The organism is Azospirillum brasilense, assembly GCF_001315015.1.
Taxonomy (GTDB): Bacteria; Pseudomonadota; Alphaproteobacteria; order Azospirillales; family Azospirillaceae; genus Azospirillum; species Azospirillum brasilense.
In genome coordinates this window covers 961,920-986,408 of sequence record NZ_CP012914.1, presented here as the reverse complement: position 1 = coordinate 986,408, position 24,489 = coordinate 961,920, and the positions used below count along the sequence as shown (strand labels likewise).

Below are 24,489 nucleotides of genomic sequence, written 5' to 3'. Positions count from 1 at the left end.
GCATCGGAGATGCTATCAGAGCGAAGCATTCATTGCAGCGCGACTGGGTTCATATCTGTCGTGACTGCATAATGTTTGAAACAGGTTGGCAGGTTTTGCCGCTCCCAATGCTGATCGACATCGTCGCCCTGGGGAGGAGAAACGCTTTTCCAGTCCCGATGGTTGTCGGGAGCTCAAAACTCTCGGAAAGCGGGGAGAGGCACCGTCGCTCGTCGCGAGCTCGACCGAATTGAACGGGGCCGGATATAATTGAACGGGGCCGGATATGGAGAAGGCCGGACACCCGTTGGGGTTCCGGCCTTCGAGGATGGTGGGCGCGACAGGGATTGAACCTGTGACCCCTACGATGTCAACGTAGTGCTCTCCCGCTGAGCTACGCGCCCATCCGTGCCGCCGGTCGGTTCGGGGTTCGGCATCCGTCTTGCGACCCGTCCGGCGTGGGCGTGGGGTGTACCATCATCCTGTAGGCCTGGCAAGCCTCGATTTCACTTTTTTGCCGCCCGGCAGCGGACACCGTCGTTTTTTTCCGCCGAGGGAACGGGCCGCGCTTCACATCTGTCGAGACGCGAGCGGGACGGCGCGTGACAGAGCCGTCCGGGTCCACTACATCACAATGCCATGGATGCTTCCGTCGACGCCGCCACTCCGGAGCCGGCCTTCGAACTTCTGGCCCCGGACGAACAGACCAAGCCGCTGGTGCTGGCCTCGCCGCACAGCGGCAACCGCTATCCGGCCGAGTTCCTGGCGGCGGCCCGCCTCGACCCGCGCGCCTTGCGAAAGTCGGAAGACTGCTTCGTCGACGAGATTTTCGCCGGCGCCCCGGCGCTGGGTATACCGCTGATCCGCGCGCTTTTTCCCCGCGCCTTCCTGGACGTCAACCGCGAAGCCTACGAGCTGGATCCCGAGATGTTCGCGGACCCGCTGCCGCCTTATGTGAACACGCGCTCGCCGCGCGTGGCCGCGGGGCTGGGCACCATCGCCCGCGTGGTTGCCAACGGGGAGGACATCTATCGCGGCAAGCTGCGCTTCTCTGAAGCGGTGCGGCGGGTGGAGCAATGCTACACCCCCTACCACGCCGCGCTGCGCCGTTTGGTCGAGGACACGCGTGCCCGCTTCGGCCACGCGGTGCTGATCGACTGCCATTCCATGCCCTCTCCCGGGCTGGGCGACCGCGACAACCGGCGCAGCGACATCGTGCTGGGGGACTGTTTCGGCAATTCCTGCGCCCCCGCGGTCACCGAGACGGCGGAGCGATTCCTGCGCGGCCTGGGCTACACGGTCAGCCGCAACGCGCCCTACGCCGGCGGATACACCACCCGCCATTACGGACGCCCCCGCCAGGGCATCCACACGCTCCAGATCGAGATCAGCCGCGACCTCTACATGGACGAAGCCACACTGTCGCGCCTGCCCTTCCTGACCGTCCTGACCCGGCACATGCACGAGATGGTGGACAACATCGCCCACCTGCCGTCCGACCCCCTTGCGCCGCGCTGACCAGCCTTCCGCGCGCCGAACGGCGCACAAAAAAAGGCCGGGGCAAAGGCCCCGGCCCGAGTCTAGGGAGGAAACGCCCAAGAAGTGCGTTACGGCATCGCCCGCATCGCAGATACGACCGATGCCGCACTGCACAATATGATGAAGCCCCGCCCAGGGATCAAGAGGGAAAATGTTTTTGCATGTCAGTCAATGGTTTAACCAAAGTTAAGACAAAGCTTCGACGTGGCGCAAACAGCCGTTTATGCTGCATTGCACACAAAATCCCGGCCCTGCTCCCACACAATCTGGGGCTGGCGGCGCGTCCGCCAACCCACCCCGGTCCTTCGGCATAACCCATCCGACCGATGGGGAACCAACCCCCCACACGGTCGTTTTGTCCCTGCGCGTCCCGGGGTCCGCCCCGACACGCGCCATTCGGCCGCCCCACCATGCGGCCGTCCGGCACCGGAGAACCACCCACGTGAGCAGACTGGTCGTCGTATCCAACCGCGTCGCCCCCATCGATGAAGGCAAGCAAGCCGCCGGGGGCCTCGCCGTGGCCGTGCTGGCCGCGCTGAAGAAGACCGGAGGCATCTGGTTCGGCTGGAGCGGCACGGTGGTCGAGGAGGAGTCGCAGAGCGAGCCCCGGCGCACCGACGTCGGGCGCCTGACCTACGCGACGCTGGACCTCAGCCGCCGCGACTTCGAGGAATATTACAACGGCTTCGCCAACCAGACCCTGTGGCCGCTGTTCCATTACCGCGTCGGCCTGATCGAGGTCAGCCGCCGCACGCGCGAAGGCTACAAGCGGGTCAACGGCTATTTCGCGGAAAAGCTGGTTCCGCTGCTCAGCCCCGACGACATGGTGTGGGTCCACGACTACCACCTGATCCCCTTCGGCGAGGAATTGCGCCAGCGCGGCTGCACCCAGCGCATGGGCTTCTTCCTGCATACGCCTTTCCCCGCCCCGGAAATCCTGGTGGCTCTGCCGAATCACCGGGAGCTGATCCGCGAGCTGTGCGCCTACGACCTCGTCGGCTTCCACACCCATGTGGATCTGCGCAGCTTTGCCGACTACATCCGGCAGGAGCTGGACGGCGAGGTCGAGGACCGCGGCCCCGAGGGCGGCATGCTGATCCACGCCTTCGGGCGCACGCTGCTGGCCCGCGCCTTTCCCATCAGCATCGACACCGAAAATCTGGTGGGCATCGCCGAGACCGCCATGCGCTCCCGCCACACCCAGCGGCTGAAGGAAAGCCTCGTCGGGCGGCGGCTGATCATCGGGGTCGACCGGCTGGACTATTCGAAGGGCCTGCCACAGCGCTTCCAGGCCTTCGAGCAGCTCCTGGCGACCTATCCGGAGCATTGCAACCGCGTCTCCTTCCTCCAGGTGGCCCCGCCGAGCCGGGAGGACGTGCCGGAATACATCGCCATCAAGCGCGAGCTGTCGGAGCTGTCGGGCCGCATCAACGGGCGCTTCGCCGAGTTCGACTGGGTGCCCATCCGTTACTTGAACAAGAGCTTTGGGCGGCGTGTGCTGGCCGGCTTCTACCGCACCGCCCATGTCGGGCTGGTCACCCCGCTGCGCGACGGTATGAATCTCGTCGCCAAGGAGTATGTCGCCTGCCAGGACGCCGACGACCCCGGCGTGCTGGTGCTGTCCACCTTCGCCGGGGCGGCGCGGGAACTCGATTCGGCGCTGATCGTCAATCCCTTCGACATCGAGGCGGTGGCCGACGCTCTGCAGCGCGCCCTGACCATGCCGCTGCCCGAGCGCAAGGAACGCCACGCCGCGATGATGCGCATCCTGCGCAGCCACGACATCGGCTGGTGGCGGGAAAGCTACGTCGATGCCTTGACGCGCGCGCCGTACGGGTGAAACTGATTCTATGACCACAGACAGCAATGCCGTTTCCGGCCCCGTCACCCTGGTCGCCGACATCGGCGCCACCAACGCCCGCTTCGGCCTGATCGACGGCACGGGCATCCACGGTTCGCGCGTGCTGCGTTGCGCCGACTTCCCGTCGCTGGAGGCGGCGGCGCTCGCCTATCTGGGCGGCGTGGCGCACGACGCCCGGCCCAGCCGCGGCGCCTTCGCCATCGCCGGTCCGGTGACCGGCGATGCGGTGTTGATGACCAACCGCGGCTGGTCCTTCTCCACGGCCGCGGTGCGCGGCACGCTGGGGCTGGAGCGGCTGGCCGTCATCAACGATTTCACCGCCGTCGCCCTGTCGGTGCCCCGCCTCACCGCCGCCGATGTGCGCCAGGTGGGCGAAGGCGCGCCAGAACCGGGCCGCGTCGTCGGGGTGATCGGGCCGGGCAGTGGGCTGGGCGTGTCGGGGCTGGTGCCAGGACCCGAGGGCTGGACCGCACTCGCTGCGGAGGGCGGTCACGTCACCATGGCCCCGGTCAGCGACCGCGAGAGCGCCGTTCTGGCCCAGCTCCGCAAGAGCTTCGACCATGTGTCGGCGGAGCGGGTGCTGTCCGGGCCGGGGCTGGTCAACCTCTATCAGGCGCTCTGCGTCCTCGACCATCAGGAGCCGGAGCCCTTCACCCCGGCCCAGGTGTCGGACGCCGCGACCGCCAACACCAACCCCCATTGCGTGGAGGCGGTGGAGATGTTCTGCGCGATGCTCGGCACCGTGGCGGGCAACCTCGCGCTGACGCTGGGGGCGCGCGGCGGCATCTACATCGCGGGCGGCATCGTGCCGAAGCTGGGCACCCTGTTCACCCACTCCCGCTTCCGCAAGCGCTTCATGGAGAAGGGCCGGATGCGCGACTTCCTGGCCCCCATCCCGACCTACGTCATCACCCACGAGCTTCCCGCCTTCCTCGGTCTGGCCGAGGCCGCGGATCGGGCGTAACGGCGCTTACGCCGTCAGCCGCGAGGCGGCCAGTGTCAGGTCGGCCAGGAAGGTCGGCTGCTCGGCGAGCTGGCCGCGCAGGATGTAGCTGGGGTGGAAGGTCGCCACCACCTCCGCCCCCGGCACGAGACGGCAGGGCTGGACCGTACCGCGGAGCTGCATGATCCCGTTCAGCCCGGTCAGCGCCCACAGCGGCGTGCGGCCCAGCGCGACGATGACGCGGGGGGCGAAGCCCTCCAGCGTCCGCTGCAGATGCTCGATCTCGCCGGAGAATTCCCCCAGCACCCAGTCGGAGGTGCCGAACGGCCCCCAGCGCTCGTCCAGCGCCCGCCCCTCCTTCTTGGCGCGGGTGCGGGAGGCGAAGAAATGCCCCACCTTGTTGCCCGGCGGCTGGTAACGGAAGACGTTGGCGACGAGGCATTCCGCCCTCTCCACCCCGGCGGCCTTCAGCGTCTCGTCGAGGAGCTGGCCGCTGCGCCCGACGAAGGGCACGCCCCGCCGGGCCTCCTCCGCCCCCGGCGCCTCTCCCACGATGGCGAGGCGCGGCCCGGCGGCGGTCTTCGTGGGCTGTTGGTAATCGGCAAAGGGCAGGTCCGTCATGCGCGCGTCCATGGCTGGTCGTGAGGCTTGCCGCCGCGAGGCTTCGGCCCCAGCATTGTTCGAAACAAGGAGTCCGAACCAACAACACAGGAGGACGCGAGATGGCGACACAACAGGAACTGGCGGGAAAGAGCTGCGAACCCTGCCGCGGCGGCATCCCCCCGATGGACCGCGCCATGGCGGAAACTTATCTGGTGCAGGTGCCCGGCTGGTCGATCAGGCCGGACCCCGACCGGCTGGAGCGCGACTACCGCTTCTCCAATTTCCGCGAGGCCCAGCATTTCGCCATGCGCGTCGGCGACCTCTGCGAGGCGGAAGGCCACCACGCCGAGATCCTCTACGGCTGGGGCCATTGCACCGTCACCTTCTGGACGCACAAGATCAAGGGCCTGCATGAGAACGACTTCATCATGGCCGCCAAGGTCGAGGGGCTGATGGACGAACCCTACGCCCCGGTCTCGGAGTCCATGGGCGACGTCTCTCCCACCGCGCGGCACAGGTGATTTTTCCCCTCTCCCCTCAACTTTCTCCCCTCTCCCCTCCGGGCAGAGGGTTAGGGTGAGAGGGTTGCGCGTGGCGGTACGTCCGGCTCAAGCGCATCCCCCTCACCCGGCCCTTCGGGCCACCCTCTCCCCGGAGGGGAGAGGGTTACGCCACCACGCCAGCCCGAAGGACGAACCATGCCCACCGCCCAGCCCGCTGTCATCCAATGGGGCCTGTCCAGCTACAGCGGCTGGGGAGTCAACGGGCTGCAGCTGGCGCTGAGCTGGACGCGCAGCGGGCGGCTGGTGCCGGTCTGCTCGCTGCCGCTGCGGCTGGAGGACATCGCGCTGTCCCCGCTGGAATGGCGGCGCATGGCCGGCTTCGTCCGCGAGTCCGAGGCGCTCTGCCGGCAGATCGCGCCCCATGCGGGCCAGGAGATCGGGGTGTCGGTGCCGGTGCTGCGCGGGCTCGGCAACAACCTCGTCGGCAGCCGGTCGGCGGAGGGCGTGACGCTGAAAGGCCAACCCACCGTCGGCGTCTGCTATCTGGAGGACAGCGTCATCGACGCGGAAGGCCGGGCGCGGGCGGAGCCATGCGCGGCCATCGTCGCCGGGTCCAGCTTCGTCGAGCGGGTGCTGACCAGCGCCGGCATCGGGCGGGTGCAGACAGTGCTGCAAGGCGTCGATCCCACCCACTTCCACCCGGCGCCAAAGGTCGGCTGGTTTAAGGACCGCTTCGTCGTCTTCTCCGGTGGCAAACCGGAGTTCCGCAAGGGGCAGGACCTCGCCCTGCTCGGCTTCCGCGCCTTCGCCGAGCGCCATCCCGAGGCGCTGCTGCTGACCGCCTGGCACAACCCCTGGCCGGAGAGCGCCCGCTCGCTGGAGGCCAACCCCGCCGTGGCGCCGGTGCGTTTCCACGAGAACGGGCAGTTCGACGGGGCCGGCTGGGCCGCCGCCAACGGCTTGCGCGCCGATCAGGTGATGGACCTCGGCCCGGTGCCCAACGCCGATATGGCCCGCATCCTGCGCGAGGTCGATGTCGGCCTGTTCCCCAACCGCGGCGAGGGCGGGACCAACCTCGTCGCCATGGAATGCATGGCCTGCGGCGTGCCCGCCATCCTGTCGGCCAACACCGGGCACCTCGACCTGATCGGGGCGGACCGCTGCGTCCCGCTGACCCGACAGGGCGCCGTCACCACCTCCTTCGGCACCGACGGCTGGGGCGAGAGTGACGTGGAAGAGATCGTCGCGGCGCTGGAAGGCCTGTGGACCGACCGCGCCCGCGCGGCGGCCATCGGGCGGGCGGGCGCCGCCTTCCTGGCCGAACTGACCTGGGACCGCTACGCGGACGGCGTGGCCGACGTCGTTGAGTCGGTTCTGTAGCGCCTACAGCGCCTTCACCGCCGCCAGCAACCGCTCCACCTCCGCCTCGTCGTTGTAATAGTGCGGAGAGGCGCGGACGACCTCGGTCAACCCGCGGGCGTCCATGTCGAAAGGGGTCGACGGCGCGGAGGACACCGACAGGTTGATCCCCTGCCCGCGCAGCGCGGCCTTGATGGCGCGCGGGTCGTGGCCGTCCACCGTGAAGGTGACGATGGCGCAGCGCTCCGCCCCGAGATCGCGCACCGTCACGCCGGGAAGCGCGTCCAGACCGTGCCGCAGCCTGTCGGCCAGCGCGAAGGCGCGGTCGCGGATCGCCTCCAGCCCCCAGGACAGCGCGTAATCCACCGCCACCCCCAGACCGAGCCGGGCGGCGATGTTGCTCTCCCACATCTCGAAGCGGCGGGCGTCGGGGCGCATGGTGTAACGGTCCGGCCCGGCCAGCGCGCCGCCGCTGTGGTCGAGCGTGTACGGCTCGATGCGGTCGAGCCAGTCCTTGCGCACATAGAGGAAGCCGGTGCCCCGCGGCGCGCGCAGGAACTTGCGCCCGGTCGCCGACAGGAAGTCGCAGCCCAGTTCCTCGACGTCCACCGGCATCTGCCCGACCGTCTGGCAGGCGTCGAGCAGATAGGGAACGCCGTGCCGCCGCGCCACCCGCCCAATGGCGGCCGCCGGGTTGACCAAGCCGCCGTTGGTCGGGATGTGGGTGATGGCGATCAGCTTGACCGGCCCCTTTCCCGGCTCCCCGATCATCGCCTCCAGCGCTTCGACGGAGGTCTGACCGGTCTCGTCGCTGGGGATCACCTCGACCGCCACGCCGGTGCGCCGGGAGGCTTGCAGGAAGGGGATCAGGTTGGCGGCGTATTCGGCGCGCGCCGTCAGGATGCGGTCGCCGGGCCGGAAGCCCTCCCCCGGCAGGGCGGCCAGCGCGTTGAAGGCCATTCCCCAGGCCACCGTCGCGTTCTCCGCCAAGGCCACCTCCTCCCGCGAGCAGGCGATCAGGCGGGCCACGGAGTCGTAAACACCCTCCAGCCGGCCGTTGGCGTGCTCGGCCGCCTCGTAGCCGCCGATGGTGGCCTCCAGCGCCAGATGCGCGGTCACGGCGTCCAGCACCGGCTGCGGCGGCAGGGCGGCCCCGGCGTTGTTGAGATGAACGACGTGCCGGGTTCCCGGCGTCTCCGCGCGGGCGCGGGCGATGTCTATGGTCATTGGTCCTTCCCCTGCCCCGGTGTTTCCGGTGTCTGTTTCTCGCCGATGTGCACCGCCAGCCAGACGGTCTGAGCGGTCGGATCGGTCCAGGCGACGCGATGCCGCCGCCGGGCCGGGATCATCAGCCAGTCGCCGGGCCCGAGCGCGCGCTCCGCCTCGCCCTCAAGCTGCAGCCGGGCGGCGCCCTGGACGACGAGCACGAACTCGTCCCAGTCCTGATCGTACCAGAAGCCGTCGGGGGACGCCTGACCGGTGGACAGGATGCGCTCGATGCGCACCGTCCCCGACGACGCCGACTCCGTCAAGGTGGTGAACAGCTCGTTCGGCAAGGAATCAAGGGGCAGGCCCGCCAGCAGGTTGCCGGCCGGGACGGTCATCCCCAGAGTTCGGGGGCCGGCGGACACAGCGTGCCGCCGTCGTAATGCAGGGCCGGCGTGCGGTCCTCGGCCAGAAGCAGCGGCCCGTCGAGGTCGACGTAGCGCGCGCCCTGGGCCAGCAGCACGGCCGGCGCCATGGCGAGCGAGGTGGCGACCATGCAGCCGACCATGATGTCGAAGCCAGCCTCCTGTGCCGCCCGCTTCAGCAGCAGCGCCTCGGTCAGGCCGCCGGTCTTGTCCAGCTTGATGTTGACCACCCGGTAGATGCCCTTCAGACGGTCGAGCGAGTCCAGCCCGTGGCAGGATTCGTCGGCGCCCAGCGGCACCGGGCAGTCGATGCCGCGCAGCGCCTCGTCCTCGCCGGCGGGCAGCGGCTGCTCGATCAGTTCCACCCCCAGATCGGCCAGCACCGGGGCGAAGCGGTGGAGCATCTCCAGCGTCCAGGCCTCGTTGGCGTCGACGATCAGGCGGGTGGTTGGGGCGGCCTCGCGCACCGCGCGCACGCGGTCGAGGTCGCCCTCCCCGGTCAGCTTCATCTTCAGCAGCGGATGGTCCGCCGCCCGCGCCTTGGCGGAGGCAGCCATCGCCGCGGGCTCGTCCACGCTCAGCGTGTAGCAGGTGGTCAGCTTCCTCGGCGCGTCGGGCAATCCGGCGAGCCGCCATGCCGGTTTGCCCGCCTGTTTGGCCTCAAGGTCCCACAGCGCGCAATCCAGCGCGTTGCGCGCGGCCCCCGGCGGCAGAAGGGTGCGCAGCCGCTCGCGGTCCAGCCCGTCCGCCACCGCCCCGGCCAGGGACTCCAGCGTCCTGACGGTCTCGTCCAGCGTTTCCCCGTAGCGGGCGTAGGGCACGCATTCCCCACGGCCCCGCTTGCAGGATTCAACCACCTCGGCGACCACGACCTCGGCCTCGGTCTTGGCGCCGCGCGATATGCGGAAGGTCCCCGCGATGGGGAAGGTATCGCGGCGGACATAAAGACGGCGGGCGGTGGACGACATGAAACTCTCCAGCAACGCGGCGGACCCGAAGTGTAAGCAAACCCGCCGCGATGACCAGAGCAGGGTGCGAATGCCAGCCTTACCCGTGAAGCCCGGCGCCGTTCATTCCTATTCGCCCACCCATACCGGCGGTTGCAGGCGCCTGCTGCTGGCGCGGGTCCGGGTCCTGCACGATCACCCCGTACCAGCCCAGCCCCTTGTAGGTTTCGTAACCCGGCGTCAGCGCGTAGCCGTAGGTGCGTCCGGACCCGTCGGCGTAATGGCCCATGCTCTCGCCGCTGCGGCGGAGTTGGACGGTCTCGCTGAGGATGCCGCGCCCGTCGGACGAAGCGATCACCCGGTGCCGCGCGTCGAGCAGAAGGCAGCGCGAGCGGGAGCGCTCCTCGTCCTCCAGCCGCACGCCCTGGACGACGGCGGCGGCCTGGGGTTCCCAGTCGAAGAAGATGCCCAGCACGCCGATGGGATCGCCATCCGCCTCGCCGCCGCGCCGGATCGCGGTGGCGTAGGTGGCGACCACGCGGTCCTCCAGGCGGCCGTTGCGCGACACGTCGCCCACCGTGAACTCGCCGCCGTTGCGCGTGGCCAGCGCCTGACGGAACCACCCCTCGTCCCCCACGCGGGCGCCCTGGGCGCCGGGGTAGCGGCCGGGACGGCCGGTGGCGATCACCTCCCCCTTCAGGTCGGCGATCCACAGGTCGAGATAGACGGTGTAGGATTCCAGGATGACGCTCAGCCGGTGCGAGGCGTGCTGGCGGTTCACCTCCGTCGGGTCGGCGGCGCAGTCCACCACCGCGCTGTCGGTCGCCCACCAGCGCACGTCGCAGGACCGCTCGTACAGGTTCCGGTCGATGATCTCGATCATGTTCAGCGACAGGTCGGCCAGACGCCGCCCGTGCATTTCCTGCACCATGGCGCTGCCGGTGGTGGTCAGGTGATCGACGCGCGAGACGATCTCCGACCGCAGCTCCTTGGTGATGGTGTTCACCTGCTTGGAAATCTCGGAAACCTCGTTCGCGACAACCGCGAACCCGCGCCCGGCGTCGCCGGCCCGCGACGCCTCGATCAAGGCGTTCATCGCCAGCATCTTGGTGCGGCGGGTGATGTCTTCGATCAAAGACACTTTCCGGGAAGCGACATCCAGGACGCCTCGGGAAAGCTCGAACAGTTCGTTTCCGGCCACACTCATCCCGAACACCTCTGTGAGTTTGGGTGGGATATCTTTTTTAGACGTCTAACCATCAAACGCTGTGCCAAACGCCCTTTCGGAACCATCGGAACGCGCAAAGCCGCGGAACGCCTGCGTTTAGGGGCGGCGCTCCGGGTTCAGCCTCAACGTTTCTGAGATGTCAGTTTCGAAATTGTGATGAATTCGGCGTCATATTGGAGTCCGAACAATCACACGCGGCACCATCCTCGCTGCGCCGCACCCCGCGCACCGCGTGCGCCGCAACAAAAGCACCGGTTTCTCCTAAAAAATGAGGCAAAAGGTCGCACGACCTCCGTCCGCCGCTCCGGCGCTGCTCAGCATACAAGCAAACGCCCAGCGGCCGATCAATGCCTACCGTATAAGCAAGCGCAAAATCCGGGACAAAAAAGCGGCGGATCGCACAAGATCGCGTCAGGCGACCTTGTGCATCTCGTCCAGGAAAAGCTGAACCTCGCGGGTCAGGCGGTCGGCCTGGACGGTCATCCGCTCCGACGCGGCGAAGACCTCGTGGGCGGTGCCGCTGGTGCGTTCAGCGGCGGTGGTGACGTCCTGGATGTCCACGGTGACGGCGCGGGTGCCGGCGGCGGCCTGATCCATGTTGCTGACGATCGAGCGGATCGCCGAGCCCTGCTGTCCGATGCCCGCGGCGATGCCGCCGGCGATCTGGTTGATGTCCTGGATGGTGTGGCCGATGCCGACGATGGAGGCGACCGCCACGTCCGTGGAGGACTGGATGCCGGCGATCTGTCCGGCGATGTCGCCGGTGGCCTTGGCGGTCTGGTCGGCCAGCCGCTTGACCTCCTGCGCCACCACGGCGAAGCCCTTGCCGGCCTCCCCGGCGCGGGCGGCCTCGATGGTGGCGTTCAGCGCCAGAAGGTTGGTCTGGCTGGCGATGTCGTTGATCAGGGTGACCACCTCGCCCACCGTCTTGGCGGCGCCCGACAGCTCGGCGATCAGCGCGTTGGAGCGCTCGGCCTCGCCCGCCGCGTTGGCGGCAACCTTGGCGACCTCCTCCACCTGCCGGGCGATCTCCCGGATCGACGCCGACAACTCCTCCGTCGCAACGGCGACACTGCCGACCGAGGAGCCGGTCTGCGACGCGGCGGCGGCGACCGAGGACGCCTTGCCGGTGGCGGTCTGGGCGTCGGACTCCATGGTGCGGGCCGACATTTCCAGCTGGTGGGCGGTGCCGGACACCTGTTCGCACACCGCGCGGATCTGCGTCTCGAAGCGGTCGGTCACCCCGGCGAAGCCCTTCACCTTGACGGCGATGGCGTCGGTGGCGGTGTTGATGGTGCGCGACGCGTGCAGGAAGTTGCCCTGCATGCCCTTCAGCACGATCCGCCGGAAATACTTGTTGGCCGACACGTAGCTCATCGAGGCGGTGGCCTCGCGGATGAAGGCGTCGGTGCGGTCGATCGAGTCGTTCAGGGCGTGCATCAGCTCGCCGAGGTCGCCTTTCTCCCGCACATTGACGACCCGCGCCTCGAAGTCGCCGCGCGACACCGCTTGGCAGACGGCCACCGCCTGCCCCACCGCGGCGCGGGCGCGCACCATGCACAGCATGACGCCGACCAGCGCGGCCAGCGCGGCGGCGCCGATCCCGATGCGCAGCGGCGCGCCGCCGACGTCCAGCGCATCGGTCACCAACAGCGCTGCGACGAGCAGCGCGGCGACCGCCCCGAGCGCGAACGCCTTAGAGAGAGAAGACGAATTCGTCATACCCGATCCCCTTCTCCGTCAGCAGCCCGACAACGGTGGCGAAGGCCTCGTTCATGCCCTGCTTGCGGTCTTCGTGGCGGTTTTCGATGTCCAGAAGCGTGCGGTAGAGCGGCACCACCTTGTCGATGGCGCTGCGGTCCGGCACCCGGCGCGACGAGTGGTAGCCGACGAGCCGACCGTTGACGTCGTAGCTGGGGGTGACGTGGGCGAAGACCCAGTAATGGTCGCCGTTGCGCGCCCGGTTGACGACGTAGGCGAAGATCTCCTGCCCCGCCCCCAGCGTGTCCCACAGCAGCTTGAACACGCAGCGCGGCATGTCCGGATGGCGGACGATGGAGTGCGGGGCACCCATCAGCTCCGCCTCGCTGTAGCCGGCCACGCGCTGGAACACCCGGTTGGCGTAGGTGATCCGGCCCTTCAGGTCGGTCTTGGAAACGATCACCTCATCGGCGTCGAAGAACCGCTCGACCCCGGTCAGGGTCCGGTCGCGGGGGCCGGGACTGAGAACAGCGCTGTGTGCCATGTGCCTGCGGTCGCGGGCCGAGAGCCCGGCGCCCCCTTATTGGTTCGCGGTCGGTTACAGGGCGTACATCTCCCCATCCGCGCGTTCCCGTCGGGCACTGGCGGACGCCGCAAAATAAAGACCATGCAGGTTATACAAAAGATTAAATTTGTTGCCGGACGGAAATATGATTCAGCTCAACCGTCCGCCCGACATCGCTCAACCCTTGACCGGACGCAAGATTGTGCCTCGCCTCACTCCGGCGGATAGGGGACGGTCAGCAGCCGGCCGATGGGCGGGTTCTCGACGATGGCCGTCATGCCGTCCGGCCAGCGCACCTCCAGCCGCTCCACCCCGCGGGCGCCGCCCAGCCCGAAATGGGCCACCGGCTCCATCTGGCAGAGATAGCCCGACCCGGCGCAGACGGACCGCACCTGCCGCCGCCCGTTGGCCGTGCAGGTGACGACGGCGCCACGCGCCGGCGCGCCGTAGGGGGTCAGCGGCAGCACGCGCAGCCACCCGTTGTGGTTCGCCGCTGTGCGGTAGAGCGACAGGGGCTGCGGCGATCCGCCGCCATGCCCGCCGCCATGCCCGCCGCCCACCCCATTGCCATGGGCGATCAGCAGTTCCAGCCGTCCGTCGCCGTCGATGTCGGCCACCGCCGCCCCGGTCCCCAGCCCCTTGGGCTCCAGCGCGTCGCCGATTTCGATGGCCTGCCAGCGGTCGTCGCGCCAGCCGAACAGGCGGTTGGGCTCGCCGTGCAGGTTGAAGAACAGCTCCTCATAGCCGTCGTTGTCGAAATCGGCGGCGATCACGCTGGACACCCGGCCCGGAAAGGACATCTCGGGATCGGCCTCGTCCACGAAGCCGCCGCCGGAGCGCTGGACGAACAGGCGCTGCGGCCCCTCCCAGGCGCCGACCAGCAGCCCGAACCCGCCATAGCCCGGCCCGTCCACCGCGGTCACCGCCCGTCCGGCGAATCGCGAATCGGCGACCCCCCGTTCCTCGGCGATTTCCTCGAAGGTACCGTCGCCCAGATTGCGGAACAGGAAGTTCGGGCCACCCTCGTTGCAGGCGAACAGGTCGACGCGGTCGGAGAGGAACGGCAGCGCGAGCAGCCCGCGCCCGGCGCCGATCAGGTCGATGCCCGCGTCCTCTGCCGCATCCTCCAGCCGCCCGCGCCGGCTCAGCTCGAACAGGCGGAAGGGGCCGCCGTCCGCCGCAACGACGAATCCGTAGCGGCCGTGGCCATGCCGGTCCATGGCGATCACCGAGCGTCCGGCGACGCGGTTCGCCATGCCGGCGTTCTCCGGCTGGGCCAGCAAGTCGAGCCAGTGCTTGCCGAAGCAGGCGAACAGCCGGTCGCCCATCTCCTTCGGCCCGCTCGCCCGGTCGGAGTTCAGGACATACAGTTCCTCCCGCCCATCGCCGTCCACGTCGGCGGCAGCGATGGCCACCGCGCAACCCGAGGCGTCGGCCAGCAGCGGCCCGGCGATGTCCACCAGCCGGGAGCCGTCCCATTTTAGGATGAGGTTGTTGGTGGCGTAGCCCGTGACCACCAGTTCGAATGCCCCGTCACCGTCGACGTCGGTCACGGTGATGCCATTGGACAGGCGCGGCTGGTTGCCGTCGATCAGCCGCGAGCATTCGAAGAACATTGGCCGCCACTCCCTCACTGCCGCGACGACGCCCGGGGAGGGTTTGACCCGTGAGGGCCGGTCCCTGACGGGCTCTCATCCGTTGATACCTCTTCGAACGGCGGAGGTAAACCCGCACGGAAGTCCAGCCCGGCAAGGAGCTGCGGCCTATGACCGCGCAGGCAGCGTTCCGGCGGGCATGAAAAATCCCGCCGCAGCGGGCCGGCTGCGGCGGGATTGGTCTCGGATCGCGCGACTCTCAGCGACGCTTCTTGACGCCGCCGTTGGTCAGCGAGCCGCCGGCAGCCAGCTTGACCGCATCGGACTCGTCGCCGTCCTTGGCCGCCGGACGGTTGCCGGCCACCGCCAGCTTGGCGCTTTCCTTCAGCGCCTTGGCGGCGGCCTCGCGGGCCGGCAGCTCGATGTTCAGCTCCAGCGTCGAGCAGTCGCCGCCGCGGTCCAGCTTCACCTCGACCTTGTTCTGGTCGATGTCGATGTACTTGGCGATGACCGCCAGCAGCTCCTGCTGGAGCATCGGCAGATAGTCCGGCCCCGTCCGCCCGGCGCGCTCGTGCGCCATGACGATCTGGAGACGTTCCTTGGCCTGGACCGCCGACGCGCGCGGGGCGGAGCGGAAAAAGCTGAAGATGCTCATGCGGACCTCCGGAGGAGGCGGCTGAACAGGCCCTTCTTCTGCGGCGTGACGAAGCGGTGCTCGACGTCCTCGCCCAGGAAGCGGGAGACCGCGTCCAGATAGGCCTGGCCGGCGTTGGACGCCTCGTCGAGGATGACCGGCATGCCGACGTTGGAGGCGCGCAGCACGGCCTGGCTTTCCGGGATCACGCCGAGCAGCTGGATCGCCAGGATCTCCAGAACGTCGTCGACCTTCAGCATCTCGCCGCGCTCCACCCGCTCCGGGTCGTAGCGGGTGAGGAGAAGCTGCTGGGTCACCGGCTCCAGCCCCTGCTCCGCCCGGCGCGAGCGGGAGGCCAGCACGCCGAGGATGCGGTCGCTGTCGCGGACCGACGAGACTTCCGGGTTGGTCACGATCACCGCGTGGTCGGCGAAGTACAGCGCCATCAGCGCGCCCCGCTCGATGCCCGCCGGGCTGTCGCAGACGATGTAGTCGAAGTCCTTAGACAGTTCGTTCAGGACCTTTTCCACGCCTTCGCGGGTCAGGGCGTCCTTGTCGCGGGTCTGCGAGGTCGGCAGGATCGACAGGTTGTCGATGCGCTTGTCCTTGATCAGCGCCTGGCTCAGCTTCGCTTCGCCGTTGATGACGTTGATGAAGTCGAACACCACGCGCCGCTCGCAGCCCATGATGAGGTCGAGGTTGCGCAGCCCGACGTCGAAATCGATGACGACCGTCTTGAAGCCGCGCAAGGCGAGTCCGGTCGCGAAAGCGGCGGAGGAGGTCGTCTTGCCGACGCCGCCCTTGCCGGAAGTCATGACGATGATCTTGCCCAACGGAGCTTCTCCCACGTTCCTAAATGTTGCCGCCAAGGTCCGGTTACCGGTTTACGCAGATCAGGGTCTGTGCCGGGCACGCTTTGCGTGACACCGTCCTCGCACAGAGGGCCGTTCGACAGAAAGCGCTCAAAAGCGTCATCATTGGGGCTCCATGTGAAGATAGCCGTCGCGCAGGAAGATCTGCACCGGCTTCTTCAGCACGTCGTTCCCGAAATCCTCGCTGACGCGGTACAGCCCGGCCACCGAGACGACCTCGGCCTCCAGGCTGTGACAGAAGATGCGCGCGTTGGTGTCGCCGGACACGCCGGCCAGAGCCCGGCCGCGCAGCGCGCCGTAGACGTGGATGTTGCCGTCGGCCACCACCTCCGCGCCGGGGGAGACCGGGGCGGTGATGACCAGATCCGTCTTCTCGGCGTAGATCTGCTGGCCGGAGCGCACCGGCTCGGTCACCAGCAGCGCCGGGCGGTAGACCGGCTCGGGCGGCGGGGCCGGGATCGGAGCGGCGCCGGCCTGCGGGTCGGCGGCGGGGGGAGCCGCGGACTCCAGCTTGGCGGCGCGGCCGGCGGGCATCGGGGTCAGCCCGGCGGCGAGCGCCCCCTCGTGGACCGCGCGCGGCCCGCCCCGGAAGCCGACCGGCAGCAGGTACAGCGCGCGCAGGTTGGTCACCAGGGCGGCGATGTCGAAGCGCGGGGTGTCCTCCGTCAACTCCTCGAAATCGAGGACGACGGGGGCGTTGCGGAAGAAATTGGGCGCCTGCCGCACCTTGACGGCGAGCTGGGTGAAGAAGTCCGGCGACGCCGGATCATTCACCTTCAGCACCATCATGGTGAAGGAATTGCCCCGCAACTGGAACGGACCGTCCCGATCGGCACCCTGCCTGGCGCTGCTCACCGCTGCCATCCTGCTTGTGTTCCTGCCGAATCCGTGTCGTCCGCATGTCTGGGGCCATCGGCCAGGCACCAGGGCGGAAGGGTCAACCACCCGGGTTCTAGCGGCGCGGACCCCATCCGTTCAAGCCTTTCCCGGCGCCGATGGAGTGACAACCACCGGACACACGCGCCATGGGCCGGAACAGGGGGTCCCCGTCCGGGCTGGAGGTCCATGTGTTGCGTCAGCGGAAGGTCTCACTACAAAGTATGGTAATGGAACTGGATTCGCCGGGCAAAGGGTTTTGCGGGGATATGCCCTTTTCGCGCTGCGGCATCTTTCCCTCGTGGCGACACCCGCAGAGATGGTTCGCGCGCCCTCGGCACATCCCCTTGTCGCGGTGCCGGCGGGTTCCCTCCGCCTCTGGCGGTAGTCCGTTGCCGCTGCGCTCCCACCTGCGACTCATCCACAACATCTTGTGTGAATCTTTTGCGATGCCCGCAATTCCGCCTGACGTTCGTCGCCGCACGCCCTATGTTTGTGATGTGAGGTTCCTATTCTGACGAAGAGGTTCCGCTTGCATCCTGCTTCGTTCCCGAGCGTCCGAATGTCGCCGGCACCCCATGACGGGCGCAGCCGACGGGACGCACGCCTCGCACCGGCAAGCCAGACTCCGGCCATCCTGTTGCACAGCAGCATCGACGACCTCCCCCTTGCGGGAGGTTTTTTTGTGCCCGGAGCCGCCGCCCACCAACGTGACGTTAGGAGAGCGATATGGCCAGACGCCAGACCAAAGGCAGCGCCGTTTCAGCGTCCGAGTCGACGGTCCACCCACTGTTCCCCGCCGCCGGCTGGGACCCCGTGGGCGGCGACGACCGCCGCGACCAGAGCTATCTCCGCAAGGTCAAGCCCCAGAGCCCCAACCAGAAGAGGCTGATGGAGGCGATCAAGGACCATAACCTCGTTGTGGCGCTCGGCCCCGCCGGCACCGGCAAGACCTACCTGGCGATCTCCTCCGCGGTGGAGGCGCTGGAGGAGGGCAAGGTCGACCGCATCGTGCTGTCGCGCCCCGCCATCGAGGCGGGCGAGAGCATCGGCTATCTGCCGGGCGACATGCACGAGAAGATGGCCCCCTTCCTGCGCCCGCTCTACGACGCGCTGAGCGAGCGGCTGGGCGCCAAGCGTCTGCGCGCCCTGATGGCCGACGGCACCATCGAGATCGCGCCCGTCGGCTTCATGCGGGGGCGCACCCTGAACAACGCCTTCGTGGTGATCGACGAGGCGCAGAACTGCACCTACGCCCAGATCAAGATGCTGCTGACCCGCCTGGGCTGGCATTCCACCATGGTCCTGACCGGCGACCCCGACCAGACGGACCTGCTGGACAACCTGTCGGGTCTGGCCGACATCGCGCGCCGGCTGGAGGCGGTGGAGGGCATCGCCGTCGTCCGGCTGAGCGACACCGACATCGTCCGCCACCCCCTGGTCGCCAGCATGCTGACCGTGCTCTGACGCCATCGGCAAACGAAGGGCATCGACGCGCAACCGCCCCACCGGTTCGCAACTGCGGGAGGCCTTCGGGCCTCCCCTTTCTTTTTCACGGCGCCGCGTTCTTTCTCTTCCAAACTTTTGAACGGCAGCCCGCGACCTTTTCTCACCCCAGGTTGATCCGCCTTGACGACGATCAGGCCCCCGGAGCAAAAGTAACAAAAAATTTAGCAGAATTTTCGGACGGTCGTTGCGCCGCCCGGAACCGGCGCCGGTGTGCCGGACATAAGGAAGATTCCGGAGGAACGTCAGGTGTTCGAGCGCATCAGCATCAAGGGTAAGATCTCCGTCATCCTGGGCGTCGCGGCCGTCGGCCTCGCTCTGATCGCCGCCGTCAGCCTGTTCGGCCTGCGCGCCGAGATGATGAAGGACCGTCAGGACAAGACCCGCAGCGTGGTGGAGGTCGCGCACAGCCTCGTCGCCCATTACGAAGAGATGGAGCGCAAGGGCGCGCTGACCCGCGACGCCGCCCAGACGGCGGCCAAGGACGCGTTGCGCCGGCTGCGCTACGCCGGTTCGGAGTATTTCTTCGTCATCGACCGCGCACAGCGCATGATCATGCACCCCATCCGCCCGGAGATGGACGGGCAGGACCAGTCGCGCACCGCCGATCCGAACGGCAAGCTGCTGTTCGTCGAGATGACCCGCGTCGGCGTCGCGGCGGAGGGCGGCTTCGTCGATTATCTGTGGCCGAAGCCGGGCCAGGCTGAACCGGTGCCGAAGATCTCCTACGTGCGCGGGTTCGAGCCCTGGGGCTGGCTGATCGGGTCGGGCATCTATGTGGACGACGTGGCCGCCGCCTTCCGCGAGGCCGCCCTGTTCCTCGGTGGGCTGGGGCTGCTGATCGCTCTCGTGGCGACGGGCATTGCCCTGCTGGTCAGCCGGGCCATCGTCAGCCCGCTGCACGCCATGACCGGAGTGATGCAGACGCTTGCCGGCGGCGACACGGCGGTGACGGTGTCCGGCACGCGGCGCAGCGACGAGATCGGCGTCATGGCCCGCACCCTGGAAATCTTCCGCAAGAACCAGATCGATCTGCAGCGCCATTGGGAGCGCCAGCAGGTGGAGCACCGCGTGACCGGGCAGCGCGCCCGCGCCCTGGAAAGGCTGACGGAGCGGTTCGACGCCACGGTCAGCGCCATGGTCGGCACGGTCGGGCAGGCGGTGCAGGCGCTGGAGAACACGGCGCGCTCCCTGTCCGACACCGCCGACCGCAACATGCGCGAGGCGGCATCGGTCGCCGGGGCGTCGCAGCAGGCGTCGGTGAACGTGCAGACCGTCGCCGCCGCCGCCGAGGAGCTGAGCAGCGCCATCGCCGAGATCGGCACCCAGGTCGCCACCTCCTCGCACATCTCGCTGGAGGCGGTGACCGCCTCCCGCCAGGCCAGCGAGCGCATCGACGGGCTGGGCCACGCCGCGCAGAAGATCAACGAGGTCGCCGACCTCATCACCAGCATCGCCAGCCAGACCAATCTGCTGGCGCTCAACGCCACCATCGAGGCGGCGCGGGCCGGCGAGATGGGCAAGGGCTTCGCCGTGGTGGCGGGAGAGGTGAAGAACCTCGCCGGCCAGACCGCCAAGGCGACGGAGGAGATCGCCGCCCAGATCAGCGAGGTCCAGCACGCGTCCAACGGCGCCGTCACCGCCATCCGCGAGATCGCCGGGATCATCGCCCGCAGCGACGAGATCGGCACCTCCATCGCCGCCGCGGTCCAGCAGCAGGGTGCGGCGACCGGCGAGATCGCCCGCAGCGCGGGTGAGGCGGCGCAGGGTACGCGGCAGGTCTCCACCAGCATCGACGAGGTTTCAGCCTCAGCTTTGGAGACCGAGAAGGCCGCCAACAGCCTGCTCGACGCCGCGGAGAGCTTGGCGCAGCAAGCCGGCGCTCTGCGCGCCCTGGTGGACGCCTTCCTGGTCAATGTGGAGGCGATCAACAGCGCGGAGTTGGCCACCCTCTTCGCTCCCGCCGGGGAGGAGGTCTTCATGCCCTGGAACGACACGCTGGCCGTCGGGCAGGAGGACATCGACAACGACCACATGATCCTGGTGGCGCTGATCAACCGGGCAGCCCGGCGTATCAGGGGTGGCGAAGTGCCGCAGGCCATCGGGTCGGCCATCGACCAGCTCGTCGCCTACACCATCCTGCATTTCGAGGAGGAGGAGCGGGTGATGCAGCGGTCGGGCTATCCCGACTTCGTCCAGCACAAGGCGCAGCACGACGCCCTGCGCAAGCGCGTGGCCGAGCTGAAGCAGCGCTTCGAGGCCGGAGAGGCGCGGGTCGGCGACGACCTGCTGGCCCTGTTCCGTGACTGGCTGACCGGCCACATCCAGCGCTTTGACAAGCGCATCGGGCATCATCTGACTCGGCCGGTTGAGCCGACGAGCAAGGCGGCTTGAGGAGCCGGGAACGAGGGGCGTCCGGATGGAGATGAGATGTTAGCCGATGCCCTTGTGGAGATCGTGACCCAACCGCTGGCCAAGGCCACGGTCGACTTCGTCGCCTGGAAGCCCCGCCTAGCCTGGCTGTTCCTTGCCTTGGTGCCGGGCGGCATCGCCGCCACCGGTACGTTGACCGGCACTGCGCTCGCACTTATTGCACTCGCGTCTGCCCCTGCGGCGCTGGCGCTGCGCTGGGCCGCGCGGCGCCTCTGGTGAGCGCGCGACGCTCTCGCCTTGGGCAGATTGTCCTCTTGACCTGGACCGTGCGCCGCCCCATTCCAGTCGGTCATGAAAGCCCGACTCATCCGCATCGCCGCCGCCTCCGTCGTGGGGCTCGTGATCGCCGCCGGCATCGCCTGGTGGCAGGTCGACAACGCCTCCAGCACGGTGCAAAGCAGCGTGCCCATCGGCGGCCCCTTCACCCTGACCGATCAGGACGGCAAGACGGTCACCGACGCCGAATACCGCGGCAAGTACCTGCTGATCTATTTCGGCTACACCTACTGCCCCGACGTCTGCCCGACGGAACTGGGCACGATGGCCCGCGCCATGGATCTGCTCGGCGTGCAGGCGGACAAGGTGCAGCCGATGTTCATCTCGGTCGACCCGGAGCGCGACACGGTGGCGCATCTGAAGGACTATGTCGGGCTGTTCCACCCCAATCTGGTCGGGCTGACCGGCACGCCGGAGCAGGTCAAGGCGGCGGCCAAGGCCTACCGGGTCTATTACGCCAAGGCGCCCCAGGAAGGCGGAAAGCCGGAGGATTACTTGATGGATCACTCCAGTTTTCTTTACCTGGTGGGCCCCGACGGGCGCTTCCTCGGGGTTTATCCGGCCGGCACCACCGCCGACCGCGTGGCCCAGGATCTGGGCACCCGCATTGCCGGCTGACGGAAAACATGAGCGGAGCCGCACCCTTTGACCCGGTAATACCAAGGTTTCGGCGCGGTTTTGTTGGGTTTTCAAGCACTTGTATTAAGGGTTTTGCGACTTGACAGGGTTGTGCCCTGTCCGTATGGTCTCGCCGCTTTCGCGTGGCTGCGAGACAACGGGGACAACGAAGCGACATGAGCGACGAAAAGCCCCCGCCGTCTCTGGCAGAGCTTGACGCCCGACTGAAGAAGGCGCGTGAAGGGAAGGAATCGCAGAGCGGTCCGGGGAAATATCACCGGCTGCCGCAGAGTCCTCTCGGCATCGCCTTTCGAATCGGGACCGAGCTGGTCGCTGCCATGATCGTTGGCGTCGGTGGCGGGCTCCTGCTCGACCGCTGGCTCGGAACGGCGCCCTGGGGATTGATCGTCATGTTCTTCCTCGGCGCGGCGGCCGGAATTCTGAATGTCTACCGGGCCATCACCGGGCTCGGATTAGCCCCCGGCTACCGCCGGGCCCGTGAGGATGACAACGAGCGTCCCAACGGCGACGCACACTGAGCGAGGACGACCTTGGATCCGCTGCACCAGTTCCAGATCAACCCGATCCTCCAGATCGTGATCGCCGGGTATGACGTGTCCTTCACGAACTCGGCCTTCTTCATGGTCGTGGCGGTCGCGCTGATCTACGCGCTGCTCGTCTTCGGCATGTCTGGCCGCGCCCTGGTTCCGGGCCGCCTGCAGTCCCTGGCCGAGATCTTCTACGAATTCGTCGCGAACATGGTTCGGGACAACGCCGGGCACGACGCCCGCCCCTACTTCCCGTTCGTCTTCGCGATCTTCATGTTCGTGCTGTTCGGCAACCTCGTCGGCATGATCCCGTTCACCTTCACCTTCACCAGCCACATCATCGTGACCTTCACGCTGGCGGCGACGGTGTTCGTGTTCGTGACCGTCCTGGCCCTGATGAAGCACGGCCTGCATTTCTTCAGCTTCTTCATGCCGCACGGCGCGCCGCTGGCGCTCGCCCCGATCCTCATCCCGATCGAGGTGATCTCCTACCTGATGCGCCCCGTCAGCCTGTCGATCCGACTGTTCGCCAACATGATGGCCGGTCACACCATGCTGAAGGTGTTCGCGGGCTTCACGGTTATGATGATCAGCGGCCTGGGCGCCGTCGGCTTCCTCGCCGGCCTCGTTCCGCTGGCCATCAACATTGCGCTGACCGGCTTCGAGTTCCTGGTCGCGTTCCTGCAAGCCTACGTCTTCTCGATCCTGACCTGCCTCTACATCCGCGACGCGCTGGAACTGCACTGAGCCCCAGCGCCGACCCGGATCACCTTGTTACCTTTTCCACCACAGTTCACCCTTACCTAGAGGAATGAGTACCATGGAAGCTGAAGCCGCCAAGTACGTCGGTGCCGGTCTGGCCGTTATCGCCCTCGCCGGCGTCGGCCTGGGTATCGGCAACATCTTCTCGACCCTGATCGGTTCGATCGCCCGCAACCCGGCCGTCCAGCCGAAGGTCTTCCCGATCGGCATTCTGGGCTTCGCGCTGACGGAAGCCGTCGCGCTGTTCGCCCTGCTGATCGCCTTCCTGATCCTGTTCGCCTAAGGCCAGAGCGAACTTTCAATTTCGCTCTGACGCGGCGCCGGGCTCTCGAAGTTTCGGCGCCGCATTCTTGCCTAGGGGGACCGATCCATGCCGAACCTGTTGGCCAAGCGACGGCTGGTCCGCTGGTCGGGTGCTGCGGGCGCCTCGCTCGCCACTCTGACCGTGCTTGCCGGTAACGTCCTGGCGGCGACGGCGGAGCACGCGCCGGAAGCCGCCCATGGCGGCGAGCACGCCGCCGGCGGCCTGCCGCAGCTCAATCCCGCCACCTTCCCCACCCAGATCTTCTGGCTGGCGCTGACCTTCATCACCCTCTACTACCTCCTGTCCAAGAAAGCGCTGCCGCGCGTGGCCGAGGTTCTGGAGGAGCGCCAGGAGCGCATTTCGCGCGACCTGAGCAAGGCCGCTTCGCTCAAGGAAGAGGCCGAGGCCGCCATGGCCCAGGTCGATCAGTCCCTCGCCGGGGCCCGTTCCGAAGCCCAGGCCCTGATCGCCCAGGTGGCCGCCGAGATCGACGCGAACAACCACGCCCGTCAGGCCCAGTTGAACGCCGAGAACGCCGAGCGTCTGCGCAGCGCCGAGGCGAACATCGCCGCGGCCAAGGAGCAGGCGATCGCCAACGTCCGCTCCATCTCCGCCGACATCGCCCGTGACGTCGCCGGCCGTCTGGCCGGGCTGAACGTCGACGCGGCTCAGGCCGACGCGGCGGTCGCCGCCGTGATCGAGGAGCGCCGGTCATGAACACGCCCGAAATGTGGGTCGCCATCGCCTTCATCATCTTCGCCGCCCTGGTGTGGAAGAAGGCGGCCGGCGCGATCACCGGTCTTCTCGACTCCCGCGCCGAGAAGATCCGTGCGGAGCTGGACGAGGCCCAGCGCCTGCGTGAAGACGCCCAGGCGCTGCTCGCCAACTACCAGCGTCGCCAGCGCGACGCGCTGAAGGAGGCCGAGGCCATCATCGCCCACGCCCGCGAGGAGGCCGACCGCCTCCGTTCGCAGGCCGGCGCCGACCTCGAAGCGTCGCTGAAGCGCCGCGAGGCCCAGGCCATGGACCGCATCGCCCAGGCGGAAGCCGGAGCGCTGGCCGAGGTCCGCAACCTGACCGTCGACATCGCCATGGACGCCAGCCGCCGCATCCTGGAAACCGGCATCCAGCCGGCCCAGGCGGACAAGCTGATCGACCAGTCGATCGCCGAGCTGCCGAAGCACCTGCACTGAGATCGTTGCTCCA

Annotated in this window: 24 protein-coding genes, 1 tRNA gene and 1 pseudogene; 14 read left to right on the top strand and 12 right to left on the bottom strand. The window is 68.1% G+C overall.

Annotated features, from left to right (window positions below):
* Positions 1–308: 308 nt before the first annotated feature.
* Positions 309–383, bottom strand: a tRNA-Val gene (locus AMK58_RS04500).
* 235 nt (positions 384–618) lie between these two features.
* Between AMK58_RS04500 and AMK58_RS04495 the strand changes: the two genes are divergently transcribed.
* The 3 genes from AMK58_RS04495 to glk all read left to right on the top strand — a co-directional run bounded on the left by AMK58_RS04495 (position 619) and on the right by glk (position 4,343).
* Positions 619–1,497 (top strand): N-formylglutamate amidohydrolase, encoded by an 879-nt coding sequence (locus AMK58_RS04495; protein WP_035672164.1) that lies wholly within the window; start codon positions 619–621, stop codon positions 1,495–1,497.
* Positions 1,498–1,960: 463 nt separating this feature from the next.
* Complete coding sequence (otsA, locus tag AMK58_RS04490) at positions 1,961–3,358, top strand: alpha,alpha-trehalose-phosphate synthase (UDP-forming) (protein WP_035672161.1); 1,398 nt, start codon at positions 1,961–1,963, stop codon at positions 3,356–3,358.
* A 10-nt stretch (positions 3,359–3,368) separates the two neighbouring features.
* Positions 3,369–4,343, top strand: a complete 975-nt coding sequence (gene glk, locus AMK58_RS04485) for a glucokinase (protein ID WP_035672159.1) — start codon at positions 3,369–3,371, stop codon at positions 4,341–4,343.
* 6 nt (positions 4,344–4,349) lie between these two features.
* On the opposite strand, the gene AMK58_RS04480 is transcribed toward glk, so the two are convergent.
* Positions 4,350–4,943, bottom strand: a complete 594-nt coding sequence (locus AMK58_RS04480; RefSeq protein WP_236778177.1) for a uracil-DNA glycosylase — start codon at positions 4,941–4,943, stop codon at positions 4,350–4,352.
* 101 nt (positions 4,944–5,044) lie between these two features.
* Between AMK58_RS04480 and AMK58_RS04475 the strand changes: the two genes are divergently transcribed.
* Both AMK58_RS04475 and AMK58_RS04470 read left to right on the top strand, forming a co-directional pair.
* Positions 5,045–5,446 (top strand): 4a-hydroxytetrahydrobiopterin dehydratase, encoded by a 402-nt coding sequence (locus AMK58_RS04475; RefSeq protein WP_035672153.1) that lies wholly within the window; start codon positions 5,045–5,047, stop codon positions 5,444–5,446.
* A 177-nt stretch (positions 5,447–5,623) separates the two neighbouring features.
* On the top strand, positions 5,624–6,808 hold the full coding sequence (locus AMK58_RS04470) for a glycosyltransferase family 4 protein (RefSeq protein WP_051140138.1): 1,185 nt from the start codon (positions 5,624–5,626) through the stop codon (positions 6,806–6,808).
* Between the two features lie 3 nt (positions 6,809–6,811).
* On the opposite strand, the gene AMK58_RS04465 is transcribed toward AMK58_RS04470, so the two are convergent.
* From AMK58_RS04465 to minC, 10 genes and pseudogenes are all read right to left on the bottom strand, one after another.
* Entirely contained in the window at positions 6,812–8,014 is a 1,203-nt protein-coding gene (locus AMK58_RS04465) for an aminotransferase class V-fold PLP-dependent enzyme (RefSeq protein WP_035672151.1), read from the bottom strand.
* Positions 8,011–8,391 carry a cupin domain-containing protein gene (locus AMK58_RS04460; RefSeq protein ID WP_035672148.1) on the bottom strand — a complete coding sequence of 127 codons (381 nt, stop codon included), beginning with the start codon at positions 8,389–8,391 and terminating at the stop codon, positions 8,011–8,013. Before AMK58_RS04460 ends, AMK58_RS04465 begins: the two co-directional genes overlap by 4 nt.
* Complete coding sequence (gene dgcA, locus AMK58_RS04455) at positions 8,388–9,386, bottom strand: N-acetyl-D-Glu racemase DgcA (RefSeq protein WP_035672145.1); 999 nt, start codon at positions 9,384–9,386, stop codon at positions 8,388–8,390. The genes AMK58_RS04460 and dgcA overlap by 4 nt, the downstream gene beginning before the upstream one ends.
* A 79-nt stretch (positions 9,387–9,465) precedes the next feature.
* Positions 9,466–10,572 (bottom strand): methyl-accepting chemotaxis protein, encoded by a 1,107-nt coding sequence (locus tag AMK58_RS04450; RefSeq protein ID WP_035672141.1) that lies wholly within the window; start codon positions 10,570–10,572, stop codon positions 9,466–9,468.
* Between the two features lie 432 nt (positions 10,573–11,004).
* Positions 11,005–11,496 (bottom strand): annotated as a pseudogene (locus AMK58_RS31915) (methyl-accepting chemotaxis protein); the annotation flags it as partial.
* 793 nt (positions 11,497–12,289) lie between these two features.
* Positions 12,290–12,838: a PAS domain-containing protein gene (locus tag AMK58_RS04440; protein WP_051140137.1), complete on the bottom strand. Its 549-nt coding sequence runs from the start codon at positions 12,836–12,838 to the stop codon at positions 12,290–12,292.
* A gap of 233 nt (positions 12,839–13,071) precedes the next feature.
* A complete protein-coding gene (locus tag AMK58_RS04435; RefSeq protein ID WP_059398657.1) occupies positions 13,072–14,475 on the bottom strand; it encodes a CRTAC1 family protein in 1,404 nt (467 codons plus the stop codon).
* A gap of 238 nt (positions 14,476–14,713) precedes the next feature.
* Positions 14,714–15,109 (bottom strand): cell division topological specificity factor MinE, encoded by a 396-nt coding sequence (gene minE / locus AMK58_RS32040; RefSeq protein WP_035672133.1) that lies wholly within the window; start codon positions 15,107–15,109, stop codon positions 14,714–14,716.
* On the bottom strand, positions 15,106–15,921 hold the full coding sequence (gene minD / locus AMK58_RS04425) for a septum site-determining protein MinD (protein WP_035672130.1): 816 nt from the start codon (positions 15,919–15,921) through the stop codon (positions 15,106–15,108). Before minD ends, minE begins: the two co-directional genes overlap by 4 nt.
* Before the next feature lie 141 nt (positions 15,922–16,062).
* Positions 16,063–16,824: a septum site-determining protein MinC gene (gene minC, locus AMK58_RS04420; RefSeq protein WP_211105166.1), complete on the bottom strand. Its 762-nt coding sequence runs from the start codon at positions 16,822–16,824 to the stop codon at positions 16,063–16,065.
* Positions 16,825–17,565: 741 nt separating this feature from the next.
* Here minC and AMK58_RS04415 point away from each other — a divergent pair.
* From AMK58_RS04415 to AMK58_RS04375, 9 genes are all read left to right on the top strand, one after another.
* A complete protein-coding gene (locus AMK58_RS04415; protein ID WP_035672116.1) occupies positions 17,566–18,303 on the top strand; it encodes a PhoH family protein in 738 nt (245 codons plus the stop codon).
* Positions 18,304–18,591: 288 nt separating this feature from the next.
* Positions 18,592–20,736, top strand: a complete 2,145-nt coding sequence (locus tag AMK58_RS04410) for a bacteriohemerythrin (RefSeq protein ID WP_035672113.1) — start codon at positions 18,592–18,594, stop codon at positions 20,734–20,736.
* Positions 20,737–20,772: 36 nt separating this feature from the next.
* A complete protein-coding gene (locus AMK58_RS04405; RefSeq protein ID WP_035672110.1) occupies positions 20,773–20,994 on the top strand; it encodes a hypothetical protein in 222 nt (73 codons plus the stop codon).
* Positions 20,995–21,066: 72 nt separating this feature from the next.
* Complete coding sequence (locus AMK58_RS04400; RefSeq protein WP_035672108.1) at positions 21,067–21,669, top strand: SCO family protein; 603 nt, start codon at positions 21,067–21,069, stop codon at positions 21,667–21,669.
* 176 nt (positions 21,670–21,845) lie between these two features.
* Positions 21,846–22,208, top strand: coding sequence for an AtpZ/AtpI family protein (locus tag AMK58_RS04395; RefSeq protein ID WP_014239729.1), 363 nt, complete (start codon positions 21,846–21,848; stop codon positions 22,206–22,208).
* Positions 22,209–22,220: 12 nt separating this feature from the next.
* Entirely contained in the window at positions 22,221–22,964 is a 744-nt protein-coding gene (locus AMK58_RS04390; RefSeq protein ID WP_035672105.1) for a F0F1 ATP synthase subunit A, read from the top strand.
* Between the two features lie 73 nt (positions 22,965–23,037).
* Positions 23,038–23,262 (top strand): ATP synthase subunit C family protein, encoded by a 225-nt coding sequence (locus AMK58_RS04385; RefSeq protein WP_014239727.1) that lies wholly within the window; start codon positions 23,038–23,040, stop codon positions 23,260–23,262.
* Positions 23,263–23,349: 87 nt separating this feature from the next.
* Positions 23,350–24,000: a F0F1 ATP synthase subunit B family protein gene (locus AMK58_RS04380; protein WP_051140136.1), complete on the top strand. Its 651-nt coding sequence runs from the start codon at positions 23,350–23,352 to the stop codon at positions 23,998–24,000.
* Positions 23,997–24,476, top strand: coding sequence for a F0F1 ATP synthase subunit B family protein (locus tag AMK58_RS04375; protein WP_035672101.1), 480 nt, complete (start codon positions 23,997–23,999; stop codon positions 24,474–24,476). The genes AMK58_RS04380 and AMK58_RS04375 overlap by 4 nt, the downstream gene beginning before the upstream one ends.
* The last annotated feature ends 13 nt before the right edge of the window (positions 24,477–24,489 follow it).

Bases quoted from the DNA above. Each gene is read 5' to 3' on its own strand.
- AMK58_RS04495 (WP_035672164.1), top strand. From the start codon at position 619: ATGGATGCTTCCGTCGACGCCGCCACTCCGGAGCCGGCCTTCGAACTT.
- glk (WP_035672159.1), top strand. From the start codon at position 3,369: ATGACCACAGACAGCAATGCCGTTTCCGGCCCCGTCACCCTGGTCGCC.
- AMK58_RS04480 (WP_236778177.1), bottom strand. From the start codon at position 4,943: ATGACGGACCTGCCCTTTGCCGATTACCAACAGCCCACGAAGACCGCC.
- AMK58_RS04475 (WP_035672153.1), top strand. From the start codon at position 5,045: ATGGCGACACAACAGGAACTGGCGGGAAAGAGCTGCGAACCCTGCCGC.
- AMK58_RS04470 (WP_051140138.1), top strand. From the start codon at position 5,624: ATGCCCACCGCCCAGCCCGCTGTCATCCAATGGGGCCTGTCCAGCTAC.
- AMK58_RS04465 (WP_035672151.1), bottom strand. From the start codon at position 8,014: ATGACCATAGACATCGCCCGCGCCCGCGCGGAGACGCCGGGAACCCGG.
- AMK58_RS04460 (WP_035672148.1), bottom strand. From the start codon at position 8,391: ATGACCGTCCCGGCCGGCAACCTGCTGGCGGGCCTGCCCCTTGATTCC.
- dgcA (WP_035672145.1), bottom strand. From the start codon at position 9,386: ATGTCGTCCACCGCCCGCCGTCTTTATGTCCGCCGCGATACCTTCCCC.
- AMK58_RS04450 (WP_035672141.1), bottom strand. From the start codon at position 10,572: ATGAGTGTGGCCGGAAACGAACTGTTCGAGCTTTCCCGAGGCGTCCTG.
- AMK58_RS04440 (WP_051140137.1), bottom strand. From the start codon at position 12,838: ATGGCACACAGCGCTGTTCTCAGTCCCGGCCCCCGCGACCGGACCCTG.
- AMK58_RS04435 (WP_059398657.1), bottom strand. From the start codon at position 14,475: ATGTTCTTCGAATGCTCGCGGCTGATCGACGGCAACCAGCCGCGCCTG.
- minE (WP_035672133.1), bottom strand. From the start codon at position 15,109: ATGAGCATCTTCAGCTTTTTCCGCTCCGCCCCGCGCGCGTCGGCGGTC.
- minC (WP_211105166.1), bottom strand. From the start codon at position 16,824: ATGGCAGCGGTGAGCAGCGCCAGGCAGGGTGCCGATCGGGACGGTCCG.
- AMK58_RS04415 (WP_035672116.1), top strand. From the start codon at position 17,566: ATGGCCAGACGCCAGACCAAAGGCAGCGCCGTTTCAGCGTCCGAGTCG.
- AMK58_RS04405 (WP_035672110.1), top strand. From the start codon at position 20,773: ATGTTAGCCGATGCCCTTGTGGAGATCGTGACCCAACCGCTGGCCAAG.
- AMK58_RS04400 (WP_035672108.1), top strand. From the start codon at position 21,067: ATGAAAGCCCGACTCATCCGCATCGCCGCCGCCTCCGTCGTGGGGCTC.
- AMK58_RS04395 (WP_014239729.1), top strand. From the start codon at position 21,846: ATGAGCGACGAAAAGCCCCCGCCGTCTCTGGCAGAGCTTGACGCCCGA.
- AMK58_RS04385 (WP_014239727.1), top strand. From the start codon at position 23,038: ATGGAAGCTGAAGCCGCCAAGTACGTCGGTGCCGGTCTGGCCGTTATC.
- AMK58_RS04380 (WP_051140136.1), top strand. From the start codon at position 23,350: ATGCCGAACCTGTTGGCCAAGCGACGGCTGGTCCGCTGGTCGGGTGCT.
- AMK58_RS04375 (WP_035672101.1), top strand. From the start codon at position 23,997: ATGAACACGCCCGAAATGTGGGTCGCCATCGCCTTCATCATCTTCGCC.